The 14,709-nt window shown below is 70.1% G+C and carries 12 protein-coding genes; 10 read left to right on the top strand and 2 right to left on the bottom strand.

Features of this window, described 5'->3' with window-relative positions; all coding sequences use genetic code 11:
• Positions 1–10: 10 nt before the first annotated feature.
• From KZ829_RS29060 to KZ829_RS29045, 4 genes are all read left to right on the top strand, one after another.
• On the top strand, positions 11–4,402 hold the full coding sequence (locus tag KZ829_RS29060; protein WP_220147084.1) for a hybrid sensor histidine kinase/response regulator: 4,392 nt from the start codon (positions 11–13) through the stop codon (positions 4,400–4,402).
• Between the two features lie 30 nt (positions 4,403–4,432).
• Positions 4,433–4,981 carry a response regulator gene (locus tag KZ829_RS29055; RefSeq protein WP_183225961.1) on the top strand — a complete coding sequence of 183 codons (549 nt, stop codon included), beginning with the start codon at positions 4,433–4,435 and terminating at the stop codon, positions 4,979–4,981.
• Between the two features lie 149 nt (positions 4,982–5,130).
• Entirely contained in the window at positions 5,131–6,618 is a 1,488-nt protein-coding gene (locus tag KZ829_RS29050; protein WP_246636414.1) for a pectate lyase, read from the top strand.
• Positions 6,619–6,719: 101 nt separating this feature from the next.
• Positions 6,720–7,502, top strand: coding sequence for a hypothetical protein (locus KZ829_RS29045; protein ID WP_220147082.1), 783 nt, complete (start codon positions 6,720–6,722; stop codon positions 7,500–7,502).
• Positions 7,503–7,586: 84 nt separating this feature from the next.
• Here the strand turns inward: KZ829_RS29045 and KZ829_RS29040 are convergent, their stop codons facing one another.
• Positions 7,587–7,913 (bottom strand): STAS domain-containing protein, encoded by a 327-nt coding sequence (locus KZ829_RS29040; protein ID WP_220147081.1) that lies wholly within the window; start codon positions 7,911–7,913, stop codon positions 7,587–7,589.
• Between the two features lie 125 nt (positions 7,914–8,038).
• On the opposite strand from KZ829_RS29040, the gene hemL reads away from it, so the two are divergent.
• Genes hemL through ccsB form a run of 6 tightly spaced genes read left to right on the top strand, consistent with a single transcriptional unit; the run spans position 8,039 to position 13,865 of the window.
• Entirely contained in the window at positions 8,039–9,376 is a 1,338-nt protein-coding gene (hemL, locus tag KZ829_RS29035; RefSeq protein ID WP_220147080.1) for a glutamate-1-semialdehyde 2,1-aminomutase, read from the top strand.
• A 2-nt stretch (positions 9,377–9,378) separates the two neighbouring features.
• Complete coding sequence (locus KZ829_RS29030; RefSeq protein WP_220147079.1) at positions 9,379–10,035, top strand: histidine phosphatase family protein; 657 nt, start codon at positions 9,379–9,381, stop codon at positions 10,033–10,035.
• On the top strand, positions 10,032–10,598 hold the full coding sequence (locus KZ829_RS29025; protein ID WP_246636477.1) for a TlpA family protein disulfide reductase: 567 nt from the start codon (positions 10,032–10,034) through the stop codon (positions 10,596–10,598). Before KZ829_RS29030 ends, KZ829_RS29025 begins: the two co-directional genes overlap by 4 nt.
• Positions 10,598–11,353, top strand: coding sequence for a cytochrome c biogenesis CcdA family protein (locus KZ829_RS29020; protein WP_220147077.1), 756 nt, complete (start codon positions 10,598–10,600; stop codon positions 11,351–11,353). Before KZ829_RS29025 ends, KZ829_RS29020 begins: the two co-directional genes overlap by 1 nt.
• Positions 11,350–12,942 carry a cytochrome c biogenesis protein ResB gene (gene resB, locus KZ829_RS29015; RefSeq protein WP_220147076.1) on the top strand — a complete coding sequence of 531 codons (1,593 nt, stop codon included), beginning with the start codon at positions 11,350–11,352 and terminating at the stop codon, positions 12,940–12,942. The genes KZ829_RS29020 and resB overlap by 4 nt, the downstream gene beginning before the upstream one ends.
• On the top strand, positions 12,942–13,865 hold the full coding sequence (gene ccsB / locus KZ829_RS29010) for a c-type cytochrome biogenesis protein CcsB (protein WP_220147075.1): 924 nt from the start codon (positions 12,942–12,944) through the stop codon (positions 13,863–13,865). Before resB ends, ccsB begins: the two co-directional genes overlap by 1 nt.
• A 3-nt stretch (positions 13,866–13,868) precedes the next feature.
• Here the strand turns inward: ccsB and KZ829_RS29005 are convergent, their stop codons facing one another.
• A complete protein-coding gene (locus tag KZ829_RS29005; protein WP_308285705.1) occupies positions 13,869–14,699 on the bottom strand; it encodes a hypothetical protein in 831 nt (276 codons plus the stop codon).
• Positions 14,700–14,709 lie beyond the last annotated feature (10 nt).

Here is a 14,709-nt window from a genome sequence, read left to right as displayed (position 1 = left end):
TGAGGACAGCATGACTGCGGCGAAAGAGGCCAGCGTCGGCGTGCCCGACGAGACCGTTCTACTCGGTGAGCTCGCCGATGCGCTGCGCCGTGTGCGACGCGGCGATCTCAAGGTGCGGCTGCCCCGGCGCGGTGGCATGGCCGGGGCGGTGGCGGAGGCCTTCAACGAGGTGGTCTCCCTCCAGGAGCGGCAGAACCTGGATCTGCGCCGGATAAGCCGGATCGTCGGGCGCGACGGCCGGCTCACCGAGCGTCTCGACGAGGAGGGCCTGGACGGCTCCTGGGCGGACAGCGTCCGCTCGGTGAACTCGCTGATCGACGACCTGGCCCGGCCGACGACCGAGATCTCCCGGGTCATCGTGGCGGTGGCCGAGGGCGACCTGTCCCAGCACATGGCCCTGGAGATGGACGGGCGGCCGCTGCGGGGCGAGTTCCTGCGGATCGGCCGGACGGTGAACACGATGGTGGACCAGCTGTCGTCGTTCGCCGACGAGGTGACCCGGGTGGCCCGCGAGGTGGGCACCGAGGGCGAGCTGGGCGGTCAGGCCGATGTCCGGGGCGTGGCCGGCACCTGGAAGGACCTCACCGACTCGGTGAACACCATGGCGTCCAACCTGACCCACCAGGTGCGGTCGATCTCCCAGGTGGCGACCGCGGTGGCCCGCGGCGACCTGTCGCAGAAGATCACCGTTTCGGCGCGCGGCGAGGTGGCCGAGCTGTCCGACACCATGAACGGGCTGACCGACACCCTGCGGCTCTTCGCCGAGCAGGTCACGAGGGTGGCCCGCGAGGTGGGCACCGAGGGCAAGCTGGGCGGCCAGGCCGACGTGCCGAACGTGGCGGGCACCTGGAAGGACCTCACCGACTCGGTGAACTCGATGGCGTCCAACCTGACCAGCCAGGTCCGTAACATCGCCCAGGTCTCCACGGCGGTGGCCAAGGGCGACCTGTCGCAGAAGATCACGGTGGCCGCGCAGGGCGAGATCCTGGAGCTCAAGGACACCGTGAACACGATGGTGGACCAGTTGTCGTCGTTCGCCGACGAGGTGACCCGGGTGGCCCGCGAGGTGGGCACCGAGGGCCGGCTCGGCGGTCAGGCCCAGGTCCGTGGCGTCTCCGGCACCTGGCGCGACCTCACCGAAAACGTGAACCAGCTGGCCGCCAACCTCACCGCCCAGGTCCGCAACATCTCCCAGGTCTCCACGGCCGTCGCGAAGGGCGACCTGTCGCAGAAGATCACCGTCGACGCGCGCGGCGAGATCCTCGAGCTGAAGAACACCGTGAACACCATGGTCGACCAGCTCTCCTCCTTCGCCGACGAGGTCACGCGTGTCGCCCGGGAGGTCGGTTCGGAGGGCAAGCTCGGCGGGCAAGCCCAGGTCAAAGGCATTTCCGGTACGTGGCGCGACCTCACCGACAACGTCAACTACATGGCGTCGAACCTGACGAGCCAGGTGCGGAACATCGCGTCGGTCACCACGGCCGTCGCGAAGGGTGACCTGTCGCAGAAGATCACGGTCGACGCGCGTGGCGAGATCCTCGAGCTCAAGTCCACCGTGAACACGATGGTGGACCAGTTGTCGTCGTTCGCCGACGAGGTCACGCGGGTGGCCCGTGAGGTGGGTTCGGAGGGCAAGCTCGGCGGTCAGGCGCAGGTGCGCGGCGTGGCCGGCACCTGGCGGGACCTGACCGACAACGTCAACTCGATGGCGTCGAACCTGACGAGCCAGGTGCGGAACATCGCGTCGGTCACCACGGCCGTCGCGAAGGGTGACCTGTCGCAGAAGATCACGGTCGACGCGCAGGGCGAGATCCTCGAATTGAAGAACACCGTGAACACCATGGTCGACCAGCTCTCCTCGTTCGCCGACGAGGTCACGCGGGTGGCCCGTGAGGTGGGTTCGGAGGGCAAGCTCGGTGGCCAGGCGCAGGTGCGCGGCGTGGCCGGCACCTGGCGGGACCTGACCGACAACGTCAACTACATGGCGTCCAACCTGACCAGCCAGGTCCGTAACATCGCCCAGGTCTCCACCGCGGTCGCCAACGGTGACCTGGGCCAGAAGATCACGGTCGACGCCCGCGGCGAGATCCTCGAGCTGAAGAACACCGTGAACACGATGGTGGACCAGCTGTCGTCGTTCGCCGACGAGGTCACGCGGGTGGCCCGTGAGGTGGGTTCGGAGGGCAAGCTCGGCGGTCAGGCCCAGGTCAAGGGCGTCTCCGGCACCTGGCGGGACCTCACCGACAACGTGAACCAGCTCGCCTCCACCCTCACCATCCAGCTGCGCGCCATCGCCGAGGTGTCCACCGCCGTGACCCGCGGTGACCTGACCCAGAGCGTCGCGGTCGAGGCGCAGGGCGAGGTGGCCGAGCTCAAGGACAACATCAACCAGATGATCGTGACGCTCCGCGACACCACGAAGACGAACGCGGAGCAGGGCTGGCTCGACTCGAACCTGGCCCGGATCGGTGGCCTGCTCCAGGGTCAGCGGGACGTCGGCGAGGTCTGCCGCATGATCATGACCGAGGTGACGCCGCTGGTCGACGCGCAGCTCGGCGCGTTCTTCCTGGTCGACAACGAGGAGGCGACGACCCGGCTGCGGCTGGCCGCGGCGTACGGCTACGTCGCCCGCGACCACGAGGTGATCTTCGGCCCGGGCGAGGGACTGGTCGGCCAGGCCGCGGTGTCGCGCCGCACGATCCGGGTGCGGGCCACCCACGACGGCATACTCACCATGCGCTCCGGCCTGCTCGCCATGCCGCCGAACGACCTGGTGGTGCTGCCGGTCCTGTTCGAGGGCGAGATGCTCGGCGTGATCGAGTTCGCGTCGGTGGCCGCCTTCAACGGGCTGCATCTGACCTTCCTGGAGCGGCTGGTCGCCACGATCGGGGTCGCTCTCAACACCATTCAGGCCAACCGGCGTACGGAGGAGCTGCTCGCCCAGTCGCAGCGGCTGGCCCGGGAGATGCAGGACCAGTCGGCCGAGCTCCAGCGCACCAACGCCGAGCTGGAGGACAAGGCGAAGCTGCTCAGTGAGCAGAAGGCGAACATCGAGCTGAAGAACCGGGAGATCGAGCTGGCCCGGCTCGGCCTGGAGGAGAAGGCGCAGCAGCTGTCCCGGGCGAACACGTACAAGTCCGAGTTCCTGGCCAACATGAGTCACGAGCTGCGGACCCCGCTGAACTCGCTGCTGCTGCTGGCCCGGCTGCTGGCCGACAACACCGAGCAGAACCTGTCCGGCAAGCAGATCGAGTTCGCCAAGACCATCCACAGTGCCGGCTCCGACCTGCTGTCGCTGATCGACGACATCCTGGACCTGTCGAAGATCGAGGCCGGCCGGATGGACGTGGAACCGGACGTGGTCGACTTCGACGGCATCCGCAGCTACGTCGAGCAGGCGTTCTCCCCGCAGGCGGAGGACAAGGGCCTGGAGTTCCGGGTGGCGGTGGCGCCCGAGCTGCCCGAGTCGATCGTCACCGACCCGCAGCGGCTGCAGCAGATCCTGCGCAACCTGCTGTCGAACGCGGTGAAGTTCACCGACAACGGCTCGGTCACGCTGAGCATCTTCTCGGCCGAACTCGACTCCGATGTCGATGCGCCGGCGTCGCTGCACGCGGCCCGGCAGGTGGTCGCGTTCGCGGTGTCCGACACCGGCATCGGCATCTCGGACGAGAAACTGGCGATCATCTTCGAGCCGTTCCAGCAGGCCGACGGCACCACCACCCGCAAGTACGGCGGGACCGGCCTGGGCCTGTCGATCAGCCGGGAGTTCGCGGCGTTGCTCGGCGGCACCATCACGGTGTCCTCGGAGCCGGGTGCGGGGTCGACGTTCACCCTCTACATGCCCGAGGCGCTGGTGCCGGACGTGATCCCGATGCCGGCGCTGCCGTCGGTGCCGGCCAAGGCGATCTCGGTGCGCCCGGCCGCGTCGCTGGACATGCCGCTGATGGAGATGCCGCCGCGGGTCGAGGAGAAGCCCGTGATGACGCCGGCCGGCCGGAAGCTGGAGGGCGTCACCGTACTGATCATCGACGACGACGTGCGCAACGTCTTCGCCCTGACCAGCGCCCTGGAGATGCAGGGCCTGCACGTCCTCTATTCGGACAACGGGGTGGACGGCGTGCGGATCCTGGCCGAACATCCAGAGGTGGACATCGTGCTGATGGACGCGATGATGCCGGACCAGGACGGTTATGAGACGACCCGGGGAATCCGGCGCAATCAGCGTTTCCGGGACCTACCGGTAGTCTTCCTGACAGCGAAGGCGATGCCCGGGGACCGGGAGTCGGCCCTCGCCGCCGGGGCGAGTGACTACATCACCAAACCGGTGGACCTGGACGAGCTCATCGAGCTGATGGCCCGCTGGGTAAACCACGGCACGACCGAGCCGGACCACGGCTGAGACGGCACGACCTTGGGTGAGGTGATAGGTGTGGGTGAGCGCGCCAAGGCGCTGCTGGTCGATGACCGGCGGGACAACCTGTTGGCTCTGGAGGCGATCCTCCAGGGCCTGCCTGTCACGGCGGTGGCCGTGGAGAGCGGGGAGGCCGCGCTCAAACAGCTGCTCACCGACGATTTCGCGGTGATCCTGCTGGACGCGCACATGCCGAACATGGACGGGTTCGAGACGGCCAGCCACATCAAGCGCCGTGAGCGGACCCGGCACGTGCCGATCCTGTTCCTCACCGCGGCCGACCGGGACGCCCAGCTCGCCCTCCGGGGCTATGCCGTGGGCGCCGTCGACTACCTCACCAAGCCGTTCGACCCGTGGGTGCTCCGCGCCAAGGTCTCCATCTTCGTCGAGCTGTGGGTGAAGAACCAGCAGCTCAAGGCGCAGGCCGAGGCGTCGAAGGAGCGGGAGGCGCAGTGGCACCGCCTGACCGGGACGGTCGACGAGGCCGCCCGGGTGCTGCGTGCCGGTGGCGAGCAGGCCGCCGCCGAAGCGCTCGACCTGCTGGAAAAGGCCCGCTGGGGGGACTGAACCCGAGCTTTATGTGACGTGGGTCACTAAGGACAACCTTGCTGGGCAGCCGCGCCACTACCGGGGCGTGATCGCTTTGATCATGCGCGACGTCCACCGTCCCTGACGGTGGCCTCATCCCCGTGAGTAGGAGCAACATGCGGCACGCAATGCCTAGCGCGACCCCGAGCCGGCGTCGCCGTCGTCTGGTCATGGGCCTCGGCGCGGCCGGTGCGGCCGGTGCCGTCACCGCGCTGGTCGCCGTCCTCGTCCCGTCCGCCTCGGCCGGCACCCTTTTCGGCGACGACTTCGAGAGCGGCGCGAGCAACTGGTCCAAGTCCGGCGGCACCTGGTCCGTGGTCTCCGACGGCTCCAAGGTCTACAAGCAGGCCAAGGCCGACAGCGAGCTCGCCCGGGTCTTCGCCGGTGAGACCTCCTGGACCAACTACTCGGTCGAGGCCAAGGTCAAGGGGCTCGACCTGCGCCGGGGCCTGGCCGGTGTCGCGGCCCGGGCCAGCGGGTCCTCCACCATGTACCGGCTCGCCCTGACCTCGGCCGGCAGGGCCGAGCTCCAGGCGGTGAAGGGCAGCACTGTCACCAGCCTCGGTTCGGCCGCGGTGAGCGACCCGGCCGCGTGGCACACCCTCAAGGTGGATGTCTCCGGCAGCACCGTCACCGGCTACCTGGACGGCGCCCAGGTCGCCTCCGGCACCGGTTCGCTCGCCGGCACCGGCCGGATCGGCCTGGTCACCAGCTACGCCTCGGCCGAGTTCGACGACGTCTCGGTGGCCGCACTGGGCGCCGGTGCGACCTCCTCGGCCACCGCGTCCGCCTCGCCGACCGCCACCAGGACGGCCACGGCGACCCCGACCGCGACCAAGACGGCTACCGCTTCGCCGGGCGCGAGCGCGACGGCCACCAAGACCGCCACCGTGACCCCCACGGCCACCGCCACCCCGACCGCCACCGGCACGAGCACCGCGTGGCCGTCGGCGACCGGGGAGAAGGCGGTCACCGCGACCATCGCCGTGTCCGGCACGCTCGACGGCGGCAACATCCGCTACTTCGGCAGTGGCGACCTGGGCAGCGATTCCCAGGACGAGTCGCAGGACCCGATCTTCAAGCTGGCCGACGGCGCGGTGCTGAAGAACGTCATCCTCGGCGCCCCGGCCGCCGACGGCATCCACTGCTCCGGCTCCTGCACGCTGATCAACGTGTGGTGGGAGAACGTCGGTGAGGACGCGGCCACCTTCAAGGGCGGCGCCTCGGCCACCTACACCGTGGACGGTGGCGGCGCCAAGGGTGCGGACGACAAGGTCTTCCAGCACAACGGCGGCGGCACGCTGACCATCAAGAACTTCCAGGTCGAGGACTTCGGCAAGCTGTACCGGTCGTGCGGCAACTGCTCGACGCAGCACAGGCGCGCCGTCGTGCTGCAGAACGTGGTCGCCACCGCCCCGGCCGGCAGCCTGGTCGGCATCAACACCAACTACGGCGACACCGCCACGATCTCCAAGGTCACCGTGGTCGGCAAGAAGAGCCTGGACATCTGCGTCAAGTTCACCGGCAACAGCTCCGGCAAGGAGCCGACCAAGATCGGCACCGGCGCGGACGGCGTCAACTGCATCTACAACGAGTCCGACATCACCTTCAAGTGATCGTCGTGGCCGCCGGGAGGCTCTGCCCGGCGGCCACGGCCGAAGGAACCGAAGGGTGCCGATGTCGCCCTGGCCCGAATCGACGGTTGGGAGGCGGCGCGATGACGCTCATCGAACCTGAGCTGCGCGCGGCACTGCGCGCCGAGGCGGCGGCGCACCGGCCGGACCGTGAGGCGATGCTCGACCGGATCACCCGGACCGCCATGCGCAACCAGGTCGCGAAACGCCCCCGGCTGAGGATCGCCGGAGCGGCCGTGGCGGTCGCCGCGGTGCTCGGCGGCGGCGGCTTCGCGCAGTGGGCGGTCGCCGGTGACGGCGACCCGGCTCCCGGGCCCACCCCCTCGGTGACGGTCACGGCCGGGCCCACCCCGAGCGGTGTGGCCTCCTCCAGCGCGATCGGCCCGACCGGCAACCCGAGCTCCGTCCCCGGCCGGACCCCGAAGTCCCGGCCGCCCAGCCGGTCGCCGAGCCCGTCGGTCGCCACCAGCGGCGTGGCCCCGGCGAAGAGCGCGCTGTGGGCGGACGGCTCGGTCGCCCCGGACGGCGACTCCCAGGCCAGCAGCGTCGTCACGGTGACGACCGGCGAGCGGCTCACCGCCCTCGAGGTGACGATCCGGATCGCGAAGACCGACGGGCTCACCGCCCGCGGTGGCAGCCAGCAGGTGCCCGGCGCGAGCGTGACCAGCACCGTCACCGAGGAGCCCGGGACGGCGGTCTACCGCTTCGTGCTGTCCTCCGGCGACACCCTGGAACCGGGGACCTACACGTTCTACGCGCGGTACACCCATGCCACCGGCGGGCGGGACGCGAACGGGGACTCCTACGCCGCGACCGCGACCACCGGTGCGAACGTGACCGAGAACGTCAGCGGCGACTTCCGCTGAGGTTGTCCACAGCGTTATCCACAGGCTCCGGCTGGCTGTGGGTGCTGTCTCGGCGCCGCTGAGACAGCCCTGACGGCCGGCCGGTCAGGTGTTGCTGCTGATCATCAGGGCGGATCGGAGCCCGGTGATGTCGAGCACACGCATCAGGAAGTCGCCGACATTCACCAGCGCGAGCACCACCTGTGTGTGCTGCGCCTTGCGGCTGAGCACCACCAGCGTGCCGAGACCCTGGGAGTCACAGAACATCACGCCGGCCATGTCCAGCACGATCCGGGTCGGCGGCTCGGCCAGGACCTCGTTGACGACGGCGGCCAGCTCGGTGACCGTGAGCACATCGATTTCCCCGGCGAGCTGAATGACGACCTCGTCCGGGGTGCGCTGAACCGTGATGGACAGCTCGGGACGCTCCACGCGGCTCAGCCTATCCTCTTCGGGGTATATCGGCCCGTCTGGCGCCATCAGGCCGTGCGCTCGCAGGACATCATCCGGTGATGTGAACAACCCTCTCGCAATACTCGTTCCATGCCGCTGACAGAATGGGGACCGCTGTGACCACGACATATCCCGCCGCGGATCTTCCGTACCCGGAGGATGCCCCGGTCTCCCAGGCCCTGTTCGACCGCGCCCAGGCCATCGTGCCCGGCGGGGTGAATTCACCTGTGCGTGCGTTCCGCGCGGTCGGCGGGACGCCCCGGTTCATGGCCTCGGGCAGCGGCCCGTGGCTCACCGACGTGGACGGGCGCCGCTACGTCGACCTGGTCTGCTCCTGGGGCCCGCTCATCCACGGGCACGCACACCCCGAGATCATCGAGGCGGTGCAGCGCGCCGCGGCACTGGGCACCAGTTTCGGTACGCCCACCGCCGGCGAGGTGGACCTGGCCGAGGAGATCGTCCGCCGGACCCCGATCGACGAGGTGCGGCTGGTCAACTCGGGCACCGAGGCGACCATGACCGCGATCCGGCTGGCCCGTGGATACACCGGCCGGTCGAAGATCGTGAAGTTCGCCGGCTGCTACCACGGCCACGTGGACGCGCTGCTGGCCGCGGCCGGCTCCGGCGTGGCCACCCTCGGCCTGCCCGACTCGCCCGGTGTCACCGGTGCGGCGGCCAGCGAGACGATCGTGCTGCCGTACAACGACGTGGCCGCCGTCGAAGCGGCGTTCGCGTCCGAGGGCGCCGAGATCGCCGCGATCATCACCGAGGCGGCCCCGGGCAACATGGGCGTGGTCACCCCGCGCGACGACTTCAACGGCAAGCTCGCCGAGATCGCCCACCGGCACGGCGCGCTGCTCATCATCGACGAGGTGATGACCGGCTTCCGGGTCTCCGCCGGAGGCTGGGCCGGGCTCCACCCGGTCGACGCCGACCTGTTCACCTTCGGCAAGGTGATGGGCGGCGGCCTGCCCGCCGCGGCGTTCGGCGGCCGCCGGGAGATCATGTCCCGGCTCGCCCCGGCCGGCCCGGTCTACCAGGCCGGCACCCTCTCCGGTAACCCGCTGGCCTGCGCCGCCGGCCTGACCTCGCTGCGGCTCGCCGACGCGGCCGCCTACAAGCGCCTGGACGAGCTGGCCGGCACCATCGGCTCGCTGTGCTCCGATGCGCTCGGCGCCGCGGGTGTCGCGCACCGGCTCTCGTACGCCGGAAACATGTTCTCGATCTTCTTCACCGACGCCGACGTCGTCGACTACGACTCCGCGAAGACCCAGGACGCGGCCGCGTTCAAGGCGTTCTTCCACACCATGCTGGCCCGTGGCGTCTACCTGCCGCCGAGCGCCTTCGAGTCGTGGTTCGTCTCGACGGCGATCGACGACCTGGCACTGGAAACGATCGCCGCGGCGGCACCGCACGCGGCCCGAGCGGCAGCGGGAGCCTGATCTTGACCGAGCCGACGAAGACCACGGTCCACGTGCTGCGGCACGGCGAGGTCTACAACCCCACCAAGATTCTGTACGGGCGCCTGCCCGACTTCCACCTCTCCGAGCTGGGCCACCAGATGGCGAAGGCGGCCGCCGAGGTGCTGTCCGGCCGGGACATCACGCACGTGGTGTCCAGCCCGCTGGAGCGTGCGCAGGAGACCGCGGCCCCGTTCGCCGCCGAGTTCAAACTGGACATCGCCACCGACGTGCGGCTGATCGAGAGCGCGAACTACTTCGAGGGCAAGAAGGTCTCGGTCGGCGACGGCGCGTTCAGCAACCCGCGGCACTGGTGGGTGCTGCGTGACCCGATCACCCCGTCCTGGGGCGAGGCATACCTGGTGATCGCGCAGCGGATGTTCGCGGCGGTCCAGGCGGCCCGGGTCTCGGCCGAGGGCCACGAGGCGGTCTGCGTCTCGCACCAGCTGCCCGTCTGGACGCTCCGGCGGTACGTCGAGGGCAAGCGCCTCTGGCACGATCCGAGGCGCCGGGAGTGTGGCCTGGCCAGCCTGACCTCGTTCCGGTTCGAGGGATCCAAGGTGGTCGGCATCGACTACTCGGAGCCCGCCGCACACCTGGTCGCCATGTCCGCGACGGCCAAGACAGCCAAGGGAGCCTGACCGTGCGCCGCCTCGCCGTCGCCGCCCTCACCGCGGTCACCGCCGCCGGAGCCCTGAGCGGCTGCGGCGGCGAGGGGAACTGGGCGACGAAATGCACCACCACGAACATGGTGGTGGAGTGCGCCGCGGCGGAGCGGCCGTTGGTCTCCGGCGTGACCGGGGAGCTGCTGGACGGCGCCGCCTACGACCTGGAGAAGGACCGCGGCAAGGTGGTCGTGGTCAACTTCTGGGGCTCCTGGTGCGCGCCGTGCCGGGCCGAGGCGGACGACCTGGAGAAGACCTACCAGGCGACCAAGGACAAGAACGTCACCTTCCTCGGCGTCAACACCCGCGACGACCGGGACTCGGCGAAGGCGTTCGAGCGCGGCTACAAGGTCACCTACGGCAGTGTGTACGACTTCGAGGGCCGGGTCGGGCTCAAGTTCGACGTGACCCAGAGCGCGGTGCCGAGCACCCTGATCCTGGACCGGCAGGGCCGGATCGCGGCGGCCATCCGGCGCTCGACCACCAACGGTGAGTTGCAGCCGCTGGTGGAGCGGATCGCGGCGGAGGCGGCCGGCTGATGGGTGAGGCCTTCAAGGGTGCGGTCATGGACGGGCCGCTGCTGCTCGCGATCGGCGCGGCGCTCATCGCCGGCCTGGTGAGCATCCTGTCGCCGTGCGTGTTGCCGCTGCTCCCAGGCTACCTCTCGTACGTCACCGGGTTGGCCGGTTCCGATCTGGAGGCGCCCACCGGCCGGGCGAAGGGCCGGATCCTCGCCGGGACCGGGCTCTTCGTGCTCGGCTTCTCGATCGTCTTCACGCTCGGCACGCTGGCCACGACCGCCAGCTTCACGATGATCACCCATCGGGACACGCTCAACCTCGTCCTCGGGATCCTCGTCATCGTGCTGGGCCTGGGCTATCTCGGCGTGATCCCGGGCTTCCAGCGGGAGGCCCGGATCAGCCGGCTGCCGGCCGCCGGGCTGCTGGGCGCCCCGGTCTTCGGCGCGATCTTCGCGCTGTCCTGGATCCCGTGCGTCGGCCCGACCCTGGGCGGCGTGATGGTCCTGGCCACCACGACCGGGCAGGCCGACCGCGCGGTGCTCCTGGCGATCACCTTCAGCCTCGGGCTGGGCCTGCCGTTCATCCTGTTCGGGCTCTTCTTCCGCCGGCTGCTCGGTGTGTTCAAGGCGATCCGCCGCAACAGCCGATGGGTCACCCGGGTCGGTGGGGTGCTGCTCGTCCTGGTCGGGGTGGCGCTCGTCTCCGGTCGGTGGGAGTACTTCCTCACCTGGCTGATGACCAGCGTCGACGTCGGTGAGTGGGTGCTGCTGTGACCGTCGTCGAGGACCGTCCCGCCACCGCCGGGGCGCCGCCGCCGCGCCGGGGCAACCCGCTGTGGGCGCTGCTGCGCAACTCCTGGCGCCAGCTCACCAGCATGCGTACGGCGTTGATCCTGCTCTTCCTGCTGGCCGTGGCCGCGGTGCCGGGCTCGATCTTCCCGCAGCGCTCGGTGAGCCGGGAGAACGTCGCCGAGTACTTCGCCGCCCATCCGAAGCTGGCGCCGGCGATCGACCGGCTCTTCGCCTTCGACGTCTACGCGTCACCCTGGTTCGCGGCGATCTACCTGCTGCTCTTCACGTCGCTCATCGGGTGCGTGCTGCCCCGGCTGCGCGACCACGTTCGGGCGCTCAGGACCGTACCCCCGGATGCTCCGAAGCGGTTGGACCGCCTGCCGCAGCATGCCCCCGCAGCGGAACGCCCGGAGGAGCCCGCGGCCGTGGCCGCGGAGATCGCGAAGACGCTGCGCCGGCGGCGCTGGCGGGCCCGGCTGCGGGAGACGCCCGACGGCTGGACCGTCGCGGCCGAGAAGGGCTATCTCAAGGAGACCGGCAACCTGCTCTTCCACTTCGCCTTGCTGGCGGTACTGGTCGGCGTCGGTTTCGGGCACTGGTACGGCTGGCACGCGAACCGCCTCCTGGTGGAGGGCGCCGACCAGGGTTTCTGCAGCGCCGTCACGCAGTTCGACGAGTCGGTCCTCGGTTCCCGGGTGGACGCCTCGGACCTGCCCGACTTCTGCGTGCGGATGACCGATTTCGAATCCACCTTCCAGGCCAGCGGGGTGCCGAAGTCGTTCGAGGCCACGGTCGAGGTGAGCGAGAACGGCGGCGACTACCGCCCGGACCGGTTCACCGTCAACGACCCGCTGCGGCTCGACGGCGCCAACATCAACCTGATCGGCCAGGGCTACGCGCCGGTGCTGCGCTACACCGACCGGTACGGCGCCTCGCAGACCAAGATCGTCCCGTTCCTGCCCGGCGACCTCAACATGACCAGCGAGGGGGTCGTCCAGTTCCCGGACGTCAACCTCGATCCGGCCACCGGTGAGCGGGACCCGAAGCTCCAGATGGGCTTCGAGGGCGTCTTCCTGCCGACCGGCGGGACCGACGGCAGCGCGACCTCGAAGTTCCCGGCGGCGGACAACCCGGTGCTCTACATCGCGGCCTACCGCGGCGACCTGGGACTGGACGTCGGCAAGCCGAGCTCGGTCTACGTGCTGAACCGTGAGCAGATCGCCGACGGCGACCTCAAGAAGATCAGCGGCGAGCGGCCGTACGTGCTGCGGCCCGGCGAGAAGTGGACCCTCGACGACGGCAGCACGCTCGAGTTCGCCGGGATCCGCCGGTTCGCCACGATCTCGATCCGGCACGACCCGACCCAGTTCCTCATGCTGATCGGGGCGGTGCTGGGGCTGGCCGGGTTGATGCTGTCGCTGTTCACGCACCGCCGTAGGGTTTGGTTCCGGGTGGTGCCCGCCGAGAACGGCAGCGCGATCGAAGCCGGTGGCCTCCCACGTACCGACTATCCAGGTTTCGGCGATGAGTTCGCGGCGCTCACCCGGCACATCAAGGAAGGGACGCCCTGATGGCGGAGCTGTCCAATCAACTTATGGCGTTGACCGTGCTGGCCTACCTGGCCGCCATGGTCTGCTACGCCGGGGAGTACGCGTTCGGCAGGCGCAGCCACATCGGCCGGGCCGCCCTCGTGGGGGCCGGCGCTCCGGTTCCCGAGGTGGAGAAGGCGCCGGAACGCGACCGGGGCGAGCTCGTCGGCCGGATCGGGGTGGCGCTCAACCTGATCGCCCTGGCCCTGCACCTGGCCACCACGGTCACCCGGGGCATCGCCGCCGAGCGGATGCCCTGGGGAAACATGTACGAGTACATCCTCTCCACCACGCTGATCGGCTCCGCGGTCTGGGCCGGTGTGCTGCTGCGTAAGCCGGCCGTCCGGCACCTGGGCCTGTTCGCCAGCCTCACCCTGGTGGTGCTGCTGGGCGCGGCCGCGCTGGTCGCCTACACCCCGGTCGGGCCGCTGGTCCCGGCGCTGAACTCGTACTGGTACGTCATCCACGTCTCGACGATCATCATCTCGTCCGGCATCCTCCTGGTCGGCGTGGTCCCGGCCGCCATGTTCCTGATCAAGAACGGGTGGGACACCGGTAAGCGCGGCTTCCCCTACACGCTGGGCAAGCGGGTCGGCGACGCGGGCACGCTGGAGCGGCTCACCTTCCGCCTGCACGCCTTCGCCTTCCCGCTGTTCACGTTCGGCGCGCTGATCGCCGGGCCGCTGTGGGCCGAGGCGTCCTGGGGCCGCTACTGGGGCTGGGACCCCAAGGAGGTGTGGGCCTTCATCTCCTGGATCGTCTACGCCGCCTACCTGCACGCCCGGGCCACCCCGAGCGTCAAGCGGACCACCGCCACCTGGATCGCCGTCATCGGCTTCGTGACGATGCTGATGAACCTGTTCGGCGTGAACCTGTTCTTCGAGGGCCTGCACTCGTACGCCTAGGCGTCAGCAGTCCCCGGCGGTCCACGTGTCGTAGCGGGTCACCCAGTTCAGACAGAACCCGCCGCGGGCGGCCGCCCCGGTCACGGTCGCGACGTCGTCGCGCCAGTACCGGGCCGGCCCGCCGCCGACCGGGCGCAACTGCACGTTGTCGACGGTCACCTTCGGCACGTCGATCTTGGTCTGGCGGGACGCGTCGACGTGCACCTCGACGTACTGCTCGATGTAGGCGGCCGGGCCGATCGGCAACCGCTGCTCGGTGAGCAGGTTCCACCGGTCGTCCCACCACAGCCAGGCCCGCCACAGACCGTTCTGGTCACTGTTCAGGTCCAGCCAGACCTGGTTGCCGGCCCGAACCGGGTACTGGTCGTAGAACTGCCACCGGTTGGTGTTCGTGTTGAACGTGTAGACCTGCTGGCGGCCGGGGGAGGCCCAGCCGGTCTCCGCCCAGCCCGCCTCCAGCCAGGAGATCCGGCCCCCACCGAGGTCCCGCTTCGCCATGAACCGGCCCACCACGAAGTCGTACGTGCGGGGCCGCACCGAACCGTCCACCACGGTGAAGCGCCCGGACACCCCGCCCCACTCGCCGCCGGTGCCCGCGCCGAGATGGTGGTAGCCGCTCGGGGTGAACGCGGCCGGCGGAACCTTGTCCGACTCGGTCAGCGGCGCCCCGGCCCGGCACGCCCGCGGGCTGGCCACGTCCGCCGGACCGGTCGGCGGACGGGTGGGCGCCCGGCCCGGCGCGCACACGGGCAGGCGTCTGTCGGCCGACGAGATCGCCGGGGCGGCGACCGCGAGAGCCGCGGCCACCCCGGTCAGCGCACACCATCGGGTCACGTTCCGGAGC

The sequence above is a fragment of the Actinoplanes hulinensis genome, assembly GCF_019429605.1.
In the GTDB taxonomy this organism is placed as follows: domain Bacteria; phylum Actinomycetota; class Actinomycetes; order Mycobacteriales; family Micromonosporaceae; genus Actinoplanes; species Actinoplanes campanulatus.
Note: the sequence above shows the minus strand (reverse complement) of the source record. Positions and strands in the feature narration are given on the sequence as shown.

What these genes read in the sequence shown, in the direction of transcription:
- ccsB (WP_220147075.1), top strand. Translation starts at nt 12,942, where the DNA reads ATGGCGGAGCTGTCCAATCAACTTATGGCGTTGACCGTGCTGGCCTAC.
- KZ829_RS29045 (WP_220147082.1), top strand. Translation starts at nt 6,720, where the DNA reads ATGACGCTCATCGAACCTGAGCTGCGCGCGGCACTGCGCGCCGAGGCG.
- hemL (WP_220147080.1), top strand. Translation starts at nt 8,039, where the DNA reads ATGGGGACCGCTGTGACCACGACATATCCCGCCGCGGATCTTCCGTAC.
- KZ829_RS29020 (WP_220147077.1), top strand. Translation starts at nt 10,598, where the DNA reads ATGGGTGAGGCCTTCAAGGGTGCGGTCATGGACGGGCCGCTGCTGCTC.
- KZ829_RS29050 (WP_246636414.1), top strand. Translation starts at nt 5,131, where the DNA reads ATGCCTAGCGCGACCCCGAGCCGGCGTCGCCGTCGTCTGGTCATGGGC.
- KZ829_RS29060 (WP_220147084.1), top strand. Translation starts at nt 11, where the DNA reads ATGACTGCGGCGAAAGAGGCCAGCGTCGGCGTGCCCGACGAGACCGTT.